The following is a 16,738-nucleotide window of genomic DNA, read 5'->3' as shown; positions in this document are numbered from 1 at the left end:
GCTCCGCTTCAATCGGCCTTGACGGCAGGGGTCTTGACGGCGTCGTCCGAAGGTTTCCACACGGTGCCGATGGACACCGACTTCAGGCGCTTTTGGCGGCCATACCAGAGGTTGACCAGGCCACGCGAGAACAACACGGCCGAGAACATGCTGGTGAGGATGCCGATGCAGTGCACCACCGCAAAACCGCGCACCGGGCCGGAGCCAAACGCCAACAGCGCCACACCGGCGATCAGGGTGGTGATGTTGGAGTCCAGGATGGTGGCCCAGGCGTGTTCGTAACCGGCGTGGATGGCCGCCTGCGGCGACGCGCCGTTGCGCAGTTCTTCGCGCACACGCTCGTTGATCAGCACGTTGGCGTCGATGGCCATGCCCAGCGCCAGCGCCATGGCGGCGATACCGGGCAGGGTGAGGGTGGCCTGCAGCATGGACAGGACGGCCACCAGCAGCAGCAGGTTCAGCCCCAGCGCCAGGCTGGAGAACACGCCGAACAGCGCGTAGTAGACGCACATGAACAACACGATGACGGCAAAGCCCCACATCACGCTGTTGAAGCCTTTTTCGATGTTCTCGGCGCCCAGGCTGGGGCCGATGGTGCGTTCTTCGATGATCTCCATGGGCGCGGCCAGCGAGCCGGCGCGCAGCAGCAGGGCGGTGTCGTTGGCCTCCACCGTGCTCATCTGGCCCGAGATCTGCACCCGCCCGCCGCCAATTTCGCTGCGGATCACCGGTGCGGTCACGACCTCGCCCTTGCCCTTTTCGAACAGCAGGATGGCCATGCGTTTGCCCACGTTCTCGCGGGTCACGTCGCGGAACACGCGCGCGCCTTTGGCGTCCAGCGTCAGGTGTACGGCGGCTTCCTGGGTCTGGCTGTCAAAGCCGGCCTGTGCGTCGGTGAGGTTCTCGCCGGTCAGCATCGCTTCGCGTTTGGTGATGACGGCGCGCCCTTCGCGGTCTAGGTGGCGTTCCGAGCCAAACGGCACCGGCCCGGTGCCACGCTCGGCGGCGCGGCCTTCGGCGCTTTCGTCCACCATGCGCACTTCCAGCGTGGCGGTGCGGCCCAGGATGTCTTTGGCCTTGGCCGTGTCCTGCACGCCCGGCAACTGCACCACGATCCGGTCGGCGCCCTGCTGCTGGATCACCGGTTCGGCCACGCCGAGTTCGTTGATGCGGTTGTGCAGGGTGGTGATGTTTTGTTTGAGCGCCTGTTCCTGCACACGGCGGGCCGCTTCGGGGCGCATGCTCACCCGCACCACCAGGTCATCGCCAGGGGTGGCTTCGGCCACCAGCAGGTCGGGGAAGGTGTCTTGCAGCAGGTTGACCACCGGCTGGCGCGTGTCGGCTTCGCGCAGGCGGATTTCAATTTGCTGGCCGCTGCGCGAGAGGCCACCGTGGCGCAGGCCCTTGTCACGCATGGCGGTGCGCAGGTCGCCCACCAGGGTTTCGACGCGCCGGTCCAGCGCTGCCGCCATGTCCACCTGCAGCATGAAGTGCACGCCGCCACGCAAATCCAGGCCCAGGTACATGGGGGCGGCGTGCAGCGACGCCAGCCAGGCGGGGGTGCGCGGCAACAGGTTGAGTGCCACCACATGGCTGGGGTTGGCCGGGTCGGTGTTGAAGGCCCGTTCCAGCGCATCGCGCGCCTTGAGCTGGTCGTCGGTGCTGTTGAAGCGCGCCTTGACCGAGTTGCCGTCGAACTGCACCAGCGCGGCTTGCAGGCTGTTCGCCGCCAGCGCCTCTTCCACCTTGGTGACGGTGCCGGTGTCGACCTTGACCGTGGCCTTGCCCGCCGACACCTGCACCGCAGGCGCTTCACCAAAGAAGTTGGGCAGGGTGTAGATCACACCGATCAACAGCGCAACCACCAGGATCGCGTATTTCCAGAGCGGATAACGATTCATAAGAGAGCAAACCTCAAAAGCCGGCGCGCGGGGAATTCATCCAAGGGCACCGCAGATCCGGCTCCGCCGGTCTGCCAGTGCCGCCCCCTTGAGGGGGTGACGCGCCGCAGGCGCGGCGCGGGGGGAGTCAGAATTTGACGGTGCCTTTGGGCAGCACGGTGGCCACCGCGCTGCGTTGCATCTGGACCTCAACGCCGCTGGCAAGTTCCACACTGATGTAGGTTTCGCCAATTTTGGACACTTTGCCCAGCATGCCACCGGCGGTCACCACCTCATCGCCCTTGGCCAGCGCGTCCACCATGGACTTGTGCTCTTTTTGTTTCTTCATCTGCGGGCGGATCATGACGAAGTACAGCACCACAAACATCAACACCAGGGGCAGCATGCCCAGCAGCGTGTCTTGGGTGCTGCCGCCAGCGGCGGCTTGGGCGTAGGCAGAAGAAATGAACACAGCGGATCTCCAGTTCGAATCAATGAGGGCTCAAGCGAAACGCACGGCCCAGCCGCTGCCCCGCTTGAAGGCAACCGGGGATTGTATTCGGCTGGGTTGTCGGTGGCCGAATGACCCCGCCAGGGCGCGGCGGGGTCACGGGTTTGTCGCTTGTCAGGCGGCCTGGCGCACCGCCGGGTCACGCCACTGGGCCATCAGGCCGTCCCACCGGCTGCGGGCGGCGCGTGCGTTGCGTTCCTTCACATGGCCAAAGCCCTTGATCTGTTCGGGCAGGCGGGCGATGTCCAGGGCCAGGGCGTGGTTGCCGGCGTTCAGGCCACGCAACACCTCTTCGATGCTGGCGCGGTAGTCGGCAATGAGTTGGCGCTCCATGCGGCGCTCCTCGGTTTTGCCGAACACGTCCAGCGCGCCACCACGCAGGCCCTTGAGCTTGGCCAGCCATTTGAACGCGGTCAGCATGGCCGGGCCGTACTTTTGTTTCTGCAGCTCGCCCTTGTCGTTTTTCTTGGCCAGCAGGGGCGGCGCCAGGTGGTAGTTGAGCTTGTAGTCGCCCTCGAACATCTGGGCAATGCGCTCATGGAAGGCCGGGTCGGTGTGCAGGCGGGCCACCTCGTACTCGTCCTTGTAGGCCATGAGTTTGAACAGGTTCTTGGCCACGGCCTCGCTCAGCGTGGTCTTGCCCAGGGCGTTTTCGGCCTGCTGCACCTGCGCCACGAAGCTGCGGTAGGTGTCGGCGTAAGCCGCGTCCTGGTAGCCGGAGAGGAACTCGGCGCGGCGCGCCACGATGCTGTCCAGCGTTTCGCGCTTTTTCAGTTCGATCACCTGGGCCGGCGTCAGCAGGGCCTGCACGCGCGCCCAATCGTGGGCGGCCTGGCGGCCCCACTCGAAGGCGGTCTTGTTGGCTTCCACCGCCACGCCGTTGAGTTCGATGGCGCGGTAGAGCGAGGCGCGCTCCAGTGGCACCCAGCCCTTTTGCCACGCGTAGCCCAGGATCATGGGGTTGACGAAGATGGTGTCGCCCATGAGTTTGCTGGCCACGGCGTCGGCGTCGAACAGGCCCAGGTTGGCCGGTTCACCCACGGCCTGCGCCACGTTGGACACACACTGCTCGGCCGGGTTCTCCCAGTTGCCGTTCTTCACGAAGGCGGCGGTGGGCGTGCTGTGCGTGTTGAGCGCCACGTGGGTGCGGCCGGCACGGATGCGCAGCGTGGTTTCCTTGTTGGCGGCCACGATGGGGTCGCAGCCGATGATGAGGTCGCCCCCGGCCATGCCCACGCGGGTGGTGCGGATGTCGTCCTGGCGGTCGGCGATCAGCACGTGGCTCCAGGTGGCGCCGCCCTTTTGGGCCAGGCCGGCAGCGTCCTGCGTGACGATGCCTTTGCCTTCCATGTGGGCGGCCATGCCCAGCAGCTGGCCGATGGTGATGACGCCGGTACCGCCCACGCCCGCCACCACAATGCCCCAGGCCTGTTCGGTGGGGGGCAACACGGGCTCGGGCAGGGCGCCCAGTTCCACGGGCGAGGCTTTGGCCGCGCCTTTGGCTTTCTTCTTGAGTTGGCCACCTTCCACCGTGACGAAGCTGGGGCAGAAGCCCTTGGTGCAGGAGTAGTCCTTGTTGCAGGTGCTCTGGTTGATGGTGCGCTTGCGGCCGAATTCGGTTTCCAGCGGCTCCACGCTCAGGCAGTTGCTCTGCACGCCGCAGTCGCCGCAGCCCTCACACACCAGCTCGTTGATGACCACACGCTTGGCCGGATCGACCAGGGTGCCGCGTTTGCGGCGGCGGCGCTTTTCGGTGGCACAGGTCTGGTCGTAAATGATGACCGTGGTGCCCTTGATCTCGCGGAACTCGCGCTGCACCGCGTCCAGCGTGTCGCGGTGCTGGATGGCGATGCCGGCGGGCAGGCCGCTCACGCCGGCGTATTTCTCCGGCTCGTCGGTGACGATGGTGATCTTGGCCGCGCCTTCGGCCCGCATGCTCTGCGCGATCTGCACCACGCTGTGGCCTTCGGGGCGCTCGCCCACCTGCTGGCCACCGGTCATGGCCACGGCGTCGTTGTAGAGGATTTTGTACGTGATGTTGACGCCGGCGGCGATGCTCTGGCGCACCGCCAGCAAGCCGCTGTGGAAATAGGTGCCGTCGCCCAGGTTGGTGAACATGTGCTGGTCGTTGCTGAAGGGCTGCTGGCCCACCCAGGGCACACCTTCACCGCCCATCTGGGTGAAGCCCACGGTGTCGCGGTCCATCCAGATGGTCATGAAGTGGCAGCCAATGCCGGCCATGGCGCGCGAGCCTTCGGGCACGCGGGTGCTGGTGTTGTGCGGGCAGCCGCTGCAGAACCAGGGCTGGCGTTCGGCGCTGCTCAGCACCGGCACCGCTTTCATGGCGTTTTCCTTGGCCTCCAGAATGGCCAGTTGGGCGTCGATGCGGGCGGCCATGTCGCCGTCCACGCCCAGCTTTTTCAGGCGCTTGGCGATGGCGCGCGCGATGATGGCCGGTGTCAGGTCGGCGTTGGCGCGCAGCAAGGTGTTGGCGCTGGGGTTGGGCACGCTCCATTCGCCGCCCGAGAAGTCGCCCTCCACCTCGTCGAACTTGCCCAGCACGTTGGGGCGCACGTCGCCGCGCCAGTTGTACAGCTCTTCCTTGAGCTGGTATTCGATGACCTGGCGCTTCTCTTCCACCACCAGGATCTCGCGCAGGCCGGTGGCGAATTCGCGTGTGGTCTGTGCTTCCAGCGGCCACACCACGGCCACCTTGTGCAAGCGGATGCCCAATTGGCGGCAAGCGTTGTCGTCCAGGCCCAGGTCCAGCAGGGCCTGGCGGGTGTCGCTGTAGGCCTTGCCGCTGGCGATGATGCCCAGGCGGTCCCCTTTGCCGCCGTTATGGCCTTCAATCACGTTGTGGTTCAACCGGTTGGCGCGGATGTAGGCCAGGGCCGCGTACCACTTGTAGTCGAACAGGCGGGCTTCCTGGTCCAGCGCGTGGTCGGGCCAGCGGATGTGCACACCGCCCGGGGGCATTTCGAACTCGGGCAACACGATCTGCACCCGCTCCGGGTCGATCATGGCGGTGGCGCTGGATTCGACGATTTCCTGGATGGTCTTCATGCCCGCCCACACGCCCGAGAAGCGGCTCATGGCAAAGGCATGCAAGCCCAGGTCAAGGATTTCCTGCACCGAGGCTGGGAAAAACACCGGCAGGCCGCAGGCCTTGAAGATGTGGTCGCTCTGGTGGGCGGCCGTGCTGCTTTTGGAGATGTGGTCGTCACCGGCCACCGCGATCACACCGCCCCAGGGTGTGGTGCCGGCCATGTTGGCGTGTTTGAACACATCGGAGCAGCGGTCCACGCCTGGGCCTTTGCCGTACCAGATGCCGAACACGCCGTCGAACTTGTTGCTGCCGGGCGGCGCAAAACCCAGTTGCTGCGTGCCCCACAGCGCGGTGGCGGCCAGTTCTTCGTTCACGCCCGGCTGGAACACGATGTTCTGCTGCTTCAGGTAGGGCGCGGCCTTTTGCAGCGCCTGGTCGTAGCCGCCCAAGGGCGAGCCCCGGTAGCCGCTGATGAAGCCGGCGGTGTTTTTGCCCACCAGAGCGTCGCGCTGGCGCTGCAGCATGGGCAGTTTCACCAGGGCCTGCACCCCGCTCATGAAGGCGCGGCCGTGGTCCAGGCTGTACTTGTCGTCCAGCGTGACGGTTTCCAGGGCTTTGCGGATGTGTTCGGGCAGCGGTGCGTTCAAGACAGTCTCCTGCGTGGGCGCCAGCCTTGTGGGCCGGTGTTTTTTGGGGGGCTTGGCCTGGGTGTGGCCGGGTTGAAATTGAACGCAAAGTGTATGTCTCGTTGCCAGATATGTCTTTGCGTTTCATGCCTCCAAAAACGCGACTTGACAAAGATTCTTGCGCCTCCATTGACAAATTGACAAATTTCTACAGAATTCGCGCACCTGGGGCCTGGGTGATCCGGGCCCCTTCTTTTTGCCTGTCATTTTTGCGCTCTCTGTCCTTGCCTCCTTTGTTTGTGATGCCCGCCCTCGCGCTGGCGTATGCCGCGCTGGGCTGGTTGTCCCTGCGGGTGACCATCGCGCCCGACCACGTGTCGCTGGTGTTTGTGCCGGCCGGCCTGGCGTTTGTGGCGGCGCTCACCTGGCGCCGCACCGGGCTGGTGGGGGTGGCCCTGGGCTCCCTGCTGCTCAACGGACTGACCAATGGGCAAAGCGGTGGCGATGTGCTGAACTGGAACCTGCTGGTCACGCCACCGGCCGCGGCGCTGCAGGCGGGGTTGTCGGCCTGGATGGTGCGGCGGTGGGTGGGCTACCCCAACGCACTTGACAACCCGGGCCGCGCGCTGGCTTTGTTGGCGCTGGGCGGCCCCGTGGCCTGCCTGATCAACGCCAGTGTGTCGGTGCCGGTGCTGGTGGCCTTGGGTGTTGTGCCCGAGCCGGAGGCCTGGTTCAGCTGGTGGAACTGGTGGTTGGGCGACGCGCTGGGGGTGGTGTTGAGCACGCCCTTGTTGCTGGTGCTGTGGGGCCAACCGCGCGAGGCCTGGGTGTCGCGGCGCACCACCGTGGCCTTGCCCATGTTGGTGGCCATGGCCCTGGCCAGCGCCACCGTCTACCAGGTGCGCGACGGCGAGGAGCGCGCGCTGCGCGACCAGTTCGAGGTGGAAAGCCGCGAGCTGGCCCGGCAGCTGCAACGCCGGCTGGATGCCCAGTCTGACAGTGTGATGGCGGTGGCCAAGCTGATGGAGCTGGCCTCGCTGACCCGGCCGGAGGATTACCGCGAGGCGGTGATGCCCTGGCTGCGGCGCTACAGCGGCACCCAGAATTTTGGCTGGAGCCCCCGAGTGACCGAAGCGCAGCGCGCGCAGTTCGAGGCCGAACAACGCGCCGCCGGGCGGGCCCACTTCAGCATCCTGGGGCGCGATCCGCAGGGCGCGACCTTCCCCGCCTTGCCGGCGGCCGACCATTTGCCCATCACCCTGGTGGAGCCCCTGGAGACCAACCGCAGCGTGCTGGGCCTGGACGTGCTGGTGCTGCCGGCCACGTCCGAGGCCGTGATGGCCACCCAGATCTCGGGTCGCCCGGAGGTGACGCAGGCCATCCGGCTGGTGCAAGAGACCCGCCAGCAGCGTGGCGTGGTCATGTACCAAGCGGTGTTCCACCCGCGGCCCGACGGCCGACCGTATGGCGAACTCAAGGGCGTGGTGTCGGCCGTCTTCCGCATGGACGATGTGTTGACCGCCGCGCTGGGCCCCGTGGCCCCGCAGCGCTTGCAACTGTGTCTGATCGACCCGCAGGGCCGGGCTGGCAACCAGCGGCTGGTGGGCGCGGAGGGCTGCGAGCTGCAGGCGGTGGCCGGGCGCACCATGTCCATGGAGTTGCCGGTGCGTTTCAGCGACCGTTTCTGGGAATTCCGCCTCACCGAAGGGCCAGGCTACCGCGCGGAACAACGCAGCTGGACCGCCTGGGCCACGGTGGCGCTGGGGATGGGGGCTGTGGGCATGTTGGGTGTGTTCCTGGTGGTCATCACCGGCCACGGGCGGCGCACCCAGCTGCTGGTGCAACAGCGCACCGAGGAGCTGGCCGGCAGCAACGCCCGCCTGGTGCAGCTGGCGCATTTCGACCCGCTGACTGGGCTGGCCAACCGCAAACACTGGATGGACCAGGCCCAGGCCACGTTGGAGGCGGCACGTCGGCACGGCGACCGGCTGGGGGTGATGTTCATCGATCTGGACCGGTTCAAACACGTCAACGACAGCCTGGGCCACAGCGCAGGCGACCGCCTGTTGGGCACGGTGGCGCTGCGGCTGCGCGAATGCCTGCGTTCGCGCGACGTGCTGGCGCGTTTGGGTGGCGATGAATTTGTGGTGCTGCTGCCACGGCTGAAGGAGCGTGACGGTGCTGCGGTGGCGGCGCGCAAAATCATGCAGTTGCTGGTGGCGCCGGTGTTCATCGACCAACACGAAGTGACGGTGTCGGCCAGTGTGGGCCTGGCCTGCTACCCCGAAGATGGCGACAGCATTGAAACCCTGCTGCGCCACGCCGACACCGCCATGTACGCGGCCAAGGACGCCGGACGCAATGGCTGGCGTTTCTTCTCCTCCGAGATGAACGAGCACCTGTCGCAGCGCATGTTCATCGAAACCGGGTTGCGCCGCGCGCTGGCGCAAGGCGAGCTGTTTTTGCAGTACCAGCCGCAGGTGGACACCCGCAGCGGCCGGCTGGTGGGGGCCGAGGCGCTGGTGCGCTGGGCGCACCCAGAGCGCGGATTGATCGCGCCCGACCAGTTCATTGCCGTGGCCGAAGATTGCGGCCTCATTGAGCCGCTGGGGCGCTGGGTGTTCACCGAGGCCTGCCGGCAACTGCGTGCCTGGGAGGACGAAGGTCTCAGCGGCCTGCAACTCGCGGTCAACATCTCGGCGCTGGAGTTCAACCGGCCTGGGTTTTTGCCGCAGGTGCGCGACATCCTCAGCGCCTCGGGTGTGAACCCCGCGCAGATCGAACTGGAGATCACCGAAAGCCTGCTCATGCAGTCGTTGCCCGAGCTGAGCGAGCGCCTGGGCGAGCTCACCGCGCTGGGCCTCAAGCTCGCCCTGGACGACTTTGGCACCGGCTACTCCAGCCTGGGCTACCTCAAGCGCCTGCCGCTGTCGCGCCTGAAGATCGACAAGTCGTTTGTGGCCGGCGTGCCCGGCAGCCCGGAGGGCGAGGCCATCATCCGGGCCAGCCTGTCTATGGCACACGACCTGGGGCTGGACGTGGTGGCCGAAGGCGTGGAGGCCGAAGACCAGCGCGACTTCCTGCTCAGCCACGGCTGCGACCGCCTGCAGGGCTACCTGATCGCCCGGCCCATGGGGGCCGACGCCTTTGGTGACTGGTGGCGCCAACACCTCCACGTCCACGGCAAGGCCATGGCACCCTCGCCCTGAACATCCCCGGGTCAATTGCATGGAACACCTCGACAAATTCGACATCGCCATCCTGCGTGAACTGCAGGCCGACGGCCGCCTGACCAACGCCGAGCTGGCTCAGCGCGTGGGCTTGTCGGCCGCGCCCTGCTGGCGGCGGGTGCGTGCGCTGGAGGAGTCTGGCTACATCCGGGGCTACCGCGCCGAAATCGACCGCCACAAGATCGGCCTGGGTGTGCTGGCCTTTGTGCGTCTGCACGCCGAGCGCAACAACGGCGACAACATCCGTGCGTTGGAAGAAGCGGTGCGCGCCCTGCCCGAGGTGGTGGCCTGCCACTACATCAGCGGCACCGGCACGTTCGAGCTGCAGGTGGTGGCGCAAGACCTCGACAGCTTTTCGCGCTTTGCCCAGCAGCGGCTGGTCAACCTGCCCAATGTGAAAGACCTGCAGACCAGCTTTTCATTGGGGGAGGTGAAGGCGGGCGGGGCGCTGCCGTTGGGGCACCTCAGCGGGCGCTGATCGGGCGCTGACTCAAGGCCTCAAGGGCGTGCTGGCAAGCCGAACAAGCGTGCGCCATTCCCCCAAGCAATGGCACTGGCCACATCCGTGGGCAGCCCGCCCAGCCACACGCGGTAACCCTGCATCAGCGCGTCGTATTGTTCCCAACGTCCATTGACCCAGGTGTCCGATCCGATCAGAAAACGCCCCGGGTACTTGAGCATGAGCGCGCGCCATTCGGGGCACAGCTGCCCACCCTCGCAGGTCAGGCCGGGGCGGTAGGAGAGTTCGCCCATCAGGCCGGGGTAACGCGCCAGCAGCGCCTCCACCCGCGCCACCGGCGTGCCGCCAATGCCGGTGTGGGCCCAAATCAGTCGCAGCTTCTTGCCTTGGCTGGGGGTGTGTGCCATCAGCAGGTCGATGGCCGCGTCGTCCACATGGGCCAGCACCACCAGGTCGCGTTCCTCGGCCAGGCGCAACAGGCGCCGAGCCGTGGGGCCGTTGGCGGCGGGGCTCTGGTACAGGTGGAATTCGCCCAGGCCTTGGTACGGCCCGGCTGCGGTGCCGGCGGCCAGTTCGGTGTTCACCATGTCCACGATGCTGGCGTCGGTGGGCCAGCCTTCGTAGTCGGCGCGGTTGCGGTAGAGGCGAACGAAGGGCACCACGGTGACGCCGGCTTTCTGCGCCGCCTCGGTGGCGGCGGCCAGCGCCTTGGTGCCGTCGTTGGGGCGGCTGTTGGCCAGCACCGCGCGCACGCCGTTGCGCTGCAAACGCGCCAGCACGTCGGCCAGCGGGTAGGGGCAGGCGGCGCTGGCCTGGTGCACACAGGCCTCGTCGTTGTAGTGCAGGTGGGCGTCGAACAGCGGGCCGCTGTAGGGCGCGGGTTGGGCGAGCGCCGAGCCGGCGACTGCCAGTGCAATGAACGCCAGCCAGTGCCACATGGCCGTCAGCCCAGGTGCTGGGCGAAGAAGGCCAGCGTGCGTTCGCGCGCCAGTTCGGCCGACGGCTGGTGGTACGAGCCACGCTGGTCGCAGTTGAAGCCGTGGTTGGCGCCGTACACGTGCACCGTCACGCCGGGCTGGGCGGCGCGGAAGGCCTCCACCGTGTACAGCGGGATCCAGTGGTCCTGGTCGCCAAAGTGGGCCATCACCGGGCACAGCGGCTTGCGTCCGGCATCGCCCTCTGCGGTCATGCCGCCGCCGTAGTAAGGCGCGGCAGCGCTGATGCCGCTCAGGCCGCAGGCCGCGCGCCAGGTCAGCAGGCCGCCCCAGCAGTAGCCGACGATGCCGACCTTTTTGCCACTGACCGCTGCTGCGTGGTCAACGGCCGCCTGGATGTCCTGCATCACGCCCGGGGCGGGCAGGGCTTCGACCGCCATCTTCAGGCCGAAACCGGCCTTCATGTCGTCTTCGGTGTAGCCCAGTTCAACGCCTTGCTGCACGCGGTGGAAGGTGCTGGGCGCCACGGCCAGGTAGCCGGCGGCGGCGTAGCCATCGGCCACCGAGCGGATGTGGCTGTTGACGCCAAAAATCTCTTGCAGCACCACCACGGCGCCCTTGGGCGCGCCTTGTGGTTGGGCCACGTAGGCGGGGAAGCTGAAGCCGTCGGCGGCTTTCAATTCAACAAAAGAACCCATGTCACTTTGCTCCGAGTTGGTGTTGCAGAAAATCGAGCCGGTCCTGGCCCCAGAAAATTTCGCCGTCGAGCACGTAGCTGGGCGCACCGAACACGCCGCTGTCGATGGCGGCCTGGGTGTGGGCCTGGCAGGCAGCGGCCACGGCAGGTGTTTGCGATTGCGCCAGCCGCTCGGCCGGCAGGCCACAGGCGTGCAGCAGGTCGGCCAGCGTGGTGGGGTCGGCGATGTCGCGGTCCTGCGCCCAGCAGGCGGCCAGCACCGCGCCGGTGAGGGCCAGTGCGGCGTCGCTGCCGTCGAGTTCGTCCACCGTGACGATGAGCTGCGACGAGGCGTCGCCCTTGACCGGGAAAAACGCCGGCTGCAGGTTCAGGGGCAGCTGCAGCCTGTCGGCGAATCGGCGCAGTTCCACCAGCCGGTAGGCCTGGCGCTGGGGCGCGCGTTGGGGCAGTGGCAGGCCGCCCGACACCGGGAACACCTGGCCCAGGTCCATGGGCCGCACACGCACGGTGGCCCCGGCCTCGCGGGCGATGCGCACAAACCGCGCGTGGCCCAGGTAGGTCCAGGGGCTCATGGGGGCAAAAAAGTAATCGACGCAACGGGGCGCTTCGGTCATGCTGTCTCCGGTTTTGGTTTAATCGGGCGCCTTCAGGCGAGCTGCGAAGCTTAAGCCTCCTCCCGTTTGTTTGCTGAAAGGTCTGTGCATGTCCCGAGTTCTGTTGGTCACCGGTGGCGGGCGCGGCATCGGCGCGGCCACCTGCCTGCTGGCGGCGCAGCGTGGGTACGCGGTGGCGGTGAATTACCAGGCCAATTCGCTGGCGGCTGACGAGGTGGTGCGGCAGATCCGCGCCAGCGGCGGCACGGCGATGGCGGTACAGGCCGACGTGGCCGACGAGGCCCAGGTGCTGCGCATGTTTGCCCAGGTCGATGCCAAGCTCGGCCGGCTCGATGCCCTGGTCAACAACGCCGGTGTGGTGGACGTGGCGCAGCGGGTGGACGAGATGGACGTGGCGCGCTGGCAGCGCATGTTCAACACCAATGTGATCGGCAGCATGTTGTGCGCGCGCGAGGCGGTGCGCCGCATGAGCACGCGGCATGGCGGCCAGGGTGGCGCCATCGTCAATGTGTCGAGCGTGGCCGCCAAGCTGGGCTCGGCCGGGCAGTACGTGGACTACGCCGCCAGCAAGGCCGCCATCGACACCTTCACCCTGGGCCTGGCGCACGAAGTGGCCACCGAAGGGGTGCGGGTGAACGCGGTGCGCCCCGGCATCATCGACACCGAGATCCATGCCAGCGGCGGCCAGCCCGACCGGGCACAACGCCTGTCGCACCTCATTCCCATGCAACGCCCCGGCACGGCGCAGGAGATCGCGGCGGCCATCATGTGGCTGCTGTCGGACGAGGCCAGCTACACCACCGGCGCCGTGCTGGATGTGGGCGGCGGGCGCTGAAAGCTGACCATGGACCTGAAACCCCTCATCACCCTGCTGGCGCTGGTCAATCCGCTGGCCATCGTGCCCTTCTTCATCCACTACACCCAGGGTTTCTCGCCCGCACAACGCCAGCGCACCATCACCATCGCGTCCATCAGCGCGTTTGCGGTGATCGCCCTTTGTGCGCTGGTCGGCCTGCAAATCCTGGACTTCTTCAGCATCTCGCTGGCCAGCTTTCAGGTCGGCGGCGGGCTGCTGCTCATGACGTCGGCATTGTCCATGCTCAACGCCCAGCCGGCCGAGGCCAAAACCACGCAGGGCGAGGTGGAGGACGCGTCCTCGCGCGCGTCGATTGCGGTGGTGCCGCTGACCATCCCCTTGCTCACCGGCCCGGCCACCATGTCCACCGTGGTGATTTACGCCGACCGCGCACAGACCTTCTGGCAACACGCGGCCCTGGTGGGGTACGGCGTGGTGATCGCGGCGGCCACGGCCGTGTGTTTCACCCTGGCCGAGCCGATCGCGCGTTTTTTGGGGCAGACCGGCATCAACGTGATGACGCGGCTCATGGGCCTGATCCTGGCCGCGCTGTCGGTGGAGGTGATGGCCAGCGGGCTCGTGAAGCTGTTCCCCGCTTTGGCTGGCTGATCAGTACAGGCCCTTGGCCTGCGCATGCACGCGCGCCAAGCCCATCAGCGCCCGGGTGAAGGGCATGGCGGTGGTGGTGAGCTGGCCCAGCTCGATCACCGCACCCAGCAAGGCGTCCAGTTCCACTGGCCGGCCGGCTTCCACGTCTTGCAGCATGGAGGTTTTGAACGCGCCGAGTTTGGCGGTGACCGCGTGCCGGTCCTCCGGTTCCTGCTCGATCGGCAGGCCGATTTTTTCGCCCACGGCGCGGGCCTCCAGCATCACGGCCGAGACCATGGCGCGCAGATCGGGGTCGCCCAGGATGCGGTCGGTGGTGGCGCCGGTGAGCGCCGACATGGGGTTCATGGTCATGTTGCCCCAGAGCTTGAACCAGATGTCGCGCTGGATGCGCGACGAGGTTTCCAGCTCCAGCCCACTGCGTTGCAACAGGGCCTCCAGGGCTTGCAGGCGCGGTGAGGTGCCGCCCGCCGGCTCGCCGATGATGAGCTTGTTGCCGAAGTGGCGCCGCACCACACCGGGCGCATCGGTGGAACAACTGGCGTGCACCACACCACCGATCACCCGTTCGGGTGCGATGGCCGCTGCGATGTCGCCCGTGGGGTCCACCGAGCGCAGCGCGCGCTGTTTCAATGGCGTGTTCAGCCCGTGCAGAAACCACCAGGGCACGCCGTTCATGGCGGTCAGCACCACCGTGTGGGGCCCCAGCAGGGCTTGCACCTGGGGTGCAACCGCCGCCAGCGCCGGTGCCTTCACCGCCAGCACCACCAGATCGGGTGTGCCCAGGTCGGCCGGCTGGTCGCTGGCCCGCAGTTCGTGGCTGACTTCCTTGTCGGCCTCGCGCAGCCGCAGGCCATGGCGTTGCAAGGCCTGCAGGGTGGCGCCTCGCGCCAACAGGCCCACATCGGCACCCGCCTTGTGCAGCGCCGCCGCCAGCCAGCCGCCAATGGCGCCAGCACCCACCACCACCACCCGTTGAATCACCACGTTGTCTCCCATGCTGTGCTGTGCCGGCTGTGACACCGGGCTCTGGTTCACGCGGTTCCGTCGGCTTCGCCGGTCTCGAAGTCGTTGTCCAAAGCGGTGTCCTCGCTGGGTTTGACCAGCGTCACCGGCACCGGCGCAGCGTGCACCATTTCCACGGTGACCGAGCCCAGCAGCGCCTGGCGCACCATGCCCTTGCCGTGCGCGCCCATGACCACGCCGTCGCAACCGTGTTGCTCAATCAGTTCGACCAAGGTGTGCGCCGGGTCGCCGCGCGCCACCACCGCCTCAAACGGCACGCCCGAGGACTCGACCAGCGACACCGCCGGGGCCAGCACGTGCAGGCCCGCGCCCTCGCTCACTTCGTCCAGCACCGCCGGGTCGTGGGCCACCACCATTTCATACAGGCTGGCCGACTCCTGCACATTGGCCAGCAGCAATTCGACGTCCAGACCGGCTTGAGACAGCTTGAGCACGTGGCGCACTGCCTCCAGGGACAGCGCCGAGCCGTCCACCGGGATCAGGAATTTCATGAAGTCTCCTCGAAAAGATCGGGTGTTTGGCACCATGATAGATCGGTTTTTGACAAACCACGCGCTTCGCACGCCCGGTAGACAATAGCCCATGCCCGACGCCAAGCCCCCCGAGTCACCTTCACTGGACCCCGATCAGGACAAGTCGACCTTGGCGCCGCTGCGCCGCCCGGTGTTCCGCATGTTGTGGACCACCTGGCTGATGGCCAACGTCTGCATGTGGATGAACGATGTGGCAGCGGCGTGGCTCATGACCTCGCTGACCACCAAGCCCATCTGGGTGGCGCTGGTGCAGACAGCGGCCACGCTGCCGGTGTTTCTGCTGGGCCTGCCCAGCGGCGCGCTGGCCGACATCCTGGACCGGCGCCGCTACTTTTTGATGACACAGATCTGGATCGCCGGTGTGGCCATGCTGCTGTGTGCGGCCATCGTGCTCGATCTGGTGACGCCGCCCTTGCTGCTGGCCCTGGTGTTTTTCAACGGCATCGGGCTGGCCATGCGCTGGCCGGTGTTTTCGGCCATCGTGCCCGAGCTGGTGCCGCGCGCCCAGCTGCCGGCGGCGCTGGCGCTCAATGGCGTGTCCATGAACGCCTCGCGCATCATCGGCCCGCTGGTGGCAGGCGCGCTCATCGCCAGCGTGGGCAGCGAATGGGTGTTTGTGCTCAACGCGGTGCTGTCGCTGGCCTCGGCCGTCATCATCTGGCGTTGGAAGCGCGAGCACGTGCCCAATCCCCTGGGCCGCGAAAAGCTGTGGAGCGCCATGCGCGTGGGCGTGCAGTTCGTGAGCCAGTCGGCCCGCCTGCGCGCGGTGTTTCTGCAGGTGTTCCTGTTCTTTTTCCATTCCACCGCCTGTGTCTCCATGTTGCCGCTGCTGGCACAAGGGCTCGAAGAAGGGGGCGCTGGCACCTTCACCTTGCTGCTGGCCACCATGGGGATGGGCGCCATCCTGGCTGCGCTCGCCTTGCCCCGCCTGCGCCAGCGCCTGTCGCGCGATCACCTGGTGCTGGGGGGCACGGCCCTGCAGTCGGCCGGCATGTTGGTCATGGCCATGACCTCGCACCTGTATTTCGCCGTACCGGCCATGTTCGTTTTTGGCGTGGCCTGGATCAGCACCGCCAATTCCCTGTCGGTGTCGGCCCAGTTTTCCCTGCCCGATTGGGTGCGCGCGCGCGGCATGTCCATCTACCAGATGGCCATCATGGGCGGCAGCGCCATGGGCGCAGCCTTGTGGGGGCAGCTGGCCACCGTGACCGATGTGCATCTGGCGGTGGGTGTGGCTTCTGTCTCCGGCGTGCTGCTGGCCGCGCTGGCCCAGCGCCACAACCGCGACCGTGGCATCGAGGAGGACATGACGCCTTCGCGTGTCATCCAGCGCCCGGTGGCCGAGGCGCCGCCCAGCAGCGGGCACCTGATGGTGCACATCGAATACCTGATCGACCCGGCACGCAGCGACGACTTTCGCGCGCTGATGCAGGAGAGCCGCCGCAGCCGTTTGCGTCAGGGCGCGCTGGCGTGGGAGTTGTTGCACGACATCACCGAGCCGGGGCGTTTTGTCGAACAGGTGATCGACGAGTCGTGGACCGACCACCTGCGCCGCTTCGACCGCGTGACCGGCGCTGACGTGGCGCTGCGCGAACGCAAGCTGGCCTTCCACATTGCCGAAGCGCCGCCGCGCGTGACGCGTTATGTGCTGGAGAGCACGGCCCACACCTGACGCTAGGATGTCGGCTGGCAGACAACACACCAGGAGGAGCCCC

At 67.1% G+C, this 16,738-nt stretch carries 13 protein-coding genes; 5 read left to right on the top strand and 8 right to left on the bottom strand.

Going from position 1 to position 16,738, the window contains the following annotated elements; translation table 11 throughout:
* Positions 1-8: 8 nt before the first annotated feature.
* The 3 genes from secD to ACFQPB_RS03520 form a co-directional block, all read right to left on the bottom strand.
* On the bottom strand, positions 9-1,901 hold the full coding sequence (secD, locus tag ACFQPB_RS03530) for a protein translocase subunit SecD (protein ID WP_382219804.1): 1,893 nt from the start codon (positions 1,899-1,901) through the stop codon (positions 9-11).
* Positions 1,902-2,028: 127 nt separating this feature from the next.
* Positions 2,029-2,352: a preprotein translocase subunit YajC gene (gene yajC, locus ACFQPB_RS03525; RefSeq protein ID WP_382202365.1), complete on the bottom strand. Its 324-nt coding sequence runs from the start codon at positions 2,350-2,352 to the stop codon at positions 2,029-2,031.
* Positions 2,353-2,505: 153 nt separating this feature from the next.
* A complete protein-coding gene (locus tag ACFQPB_RS03520; RefSeq protein WP_382219802.1) occupies positions 2,506-6,087 on the bottom strand; it encodes an indolepyruvate ferredoxin oxidoreductase family protein in 3,582 nt (1,193 codons plus the stop codon).
* 281 nt (positions 6,088-6,368) lie between these two features.
* On the opposite strand from ACFQPB_RS03520, the gene ACFQPB_RS03515 reads away from it, so the two are divergent.
* Together ACFQPB_RS03515 and ACFQPB_RS03510 are read left to right on the top strand one after the other, a co-directional pair.
* The gene (locus tag ACFQPB_RS03515; RefSeq protein WP_382219800.1) at positions 6,369-9,275 is read left to right on the top strand and encodes a bifunctional diguanylate cyclase/phosphodiesterase; all 2,907 of its coding nucleotides are present in this window, start codon (positions 6,369-6,371) and stop codon (positions 9,273-9,275) included.
* Positions 9,276-9,294: 19 nt separating this feature from the next.
* A complete protein-coding gene (locus ACFQPB_RS03510; protein ID WP_382202360.1) occupies positions 9,295-9,774 on the top strand; it encodes an Lrp/AsnC family transcriptional regulator in 480 nt (159 codons plus the stop codon).
* A gap of 20 nt (positions 9,775-9,794) precedes the next feature.
* Here the strand turns inward: ACFQPB_RS03510 and ACFQPB_RS03505 are convergent, their stop codons facing one another.
* Genes ACFQPB_RS03505 through ACFQPB_RS03495 form a run of 3 tightly spaced genes read right to left on the bottom strand, consistent with a single transcriptional unit; the run spans position 9,795 to position 12,002 of the window.
* The gene (locus ACFQPB_RS03505) at positions 9,795-10,694 is read right to left on the bottom strand and encodes an amidohydrolase family protein (protein ID WP_382219799.1); all 900 of its coding nucleotides are present in this window, start codon (positions 10,692-10,694) and stop codon (positions 9,795-9,797) included.
* Positions 10,695-10,699: 5 nt separating this feature from the next.
* Positions 10,700-11,389: a dienelactone hydrolase family protein gene (locus ACFQPB_RS03500; RefSeq protein WP_382219797.1), complete on the bottom strand. Its 690-nt coding sequence runs from the start codon at positions 11,387-11,389 to the stop codon at positions 10,700-10,702.
* Position 11,390: 1 nt separating this feature from the next.
* The gene (locus ACFQPB_RS03495; RefSeq protein WP_382219796.1) at positions 11,391-12,002 is read right to left on the bottom strand and encodes a 2-hydroxychromene-2-carboxylate isomerase; all 612 of its coding nucleotides are present in this window, start codon (positions 12,000-12,002) and stop codon (positions 11,391-11,393) included.
* An 88-nt stretch (positions 12,003-12,090) separates the two neighbouring features.
* Here ACFQPB_RS03495 and ACFQPB_RS03490 point away from each other — a divergent pair, with 88 nt between their 5' ends.
* Both ACFQPB_RS03490 and ACFQPB_RS03485 read left to right on the top strand, forming a co-directional pair.
* Complete coding sequence (locus tag ACFQPB_RS03490; RefSeq protein WP_382219794.1) at positions 12,091-12,837, top strand: SDR family oxidoreductase; 747 nt, start codon at positions 12,091-12,093, stop codon at positions 12,835-12,837.
* Between the two features lie 9 nt (positions 12,838-12,846).
* Positions 12,847-13,467, top strand: a complete 621-nt coding sequence (locus ACFQPB_RS03485; RefSeq protein WP_382219792.1) for a MarC family protein — start codon at positions 12,847-12,849, stop codon at positions 13,465-13,467.
* Here the strand turns inward: ACFQPB_RS03485 and ACFQPB_RS03480 are convergent, their stop codons facing one another.
* Together ACFQPB_RS03480 and ACFQPB_RS03475 are read right to left on the bottom strand one after the other, a co-directional pair.
* Entirely contained in the window at positions 13,468-14,463 is a 996-nt protein-coding gene (locus ACFQPB_RS03480; protein ID WP_382220121.1) for a 2-dehydropantoate 2-reductase, read from the bottom strand. It lies immediately after the preceding gene.
* A 35-nt stretch (positions 14,464-14,498) separates the two neighbouring features.
* Positions 14,499-14,981 carry a universal stress protein gene (locus ACFQPB_RS03475; RefSeq protein ID WP_382219790.1) on the bottom strand — a complete coding sequence of 161 codons (483 nt, stop codon included), beginning with the start codon at positions 14,979-14,981 and terminating at the stop codon, positions 14,499-14,501.
* 91 nt (positions 14,982-15,072) lie between these two features.
* Here ACFQPB_RS03475 and ACFQPB_RS03470 point away from each other — a divergent pair, with 91 nt between their 5' ends.
* Entirely contained in the window at positions 15,073-16,695 is a 1,623-nt protein-coding gene (locus tag ACFQPB_RS03470) for an MFS transporter (protein WP_382219788.1), read from the top strand.
* The last annotated feature ends 43 nt before the right edge of the window (positions 16,696-16,738 follow it).

Origin of the sequence: Hydrogenophaga atypica (assembly GCF_042665215.1) — a bacterium.
Classification (GTDB): Bacteria; Pseudomonadota; Gammaproteobacteria; order Burkholderiales; family Burkholderiaceae_C; genus Hydrogenophaga; species Hydrogenophaga defluvii_A.
This window is presented reverse-complemented; position numbering and strand designations above follow the sequence as displayed.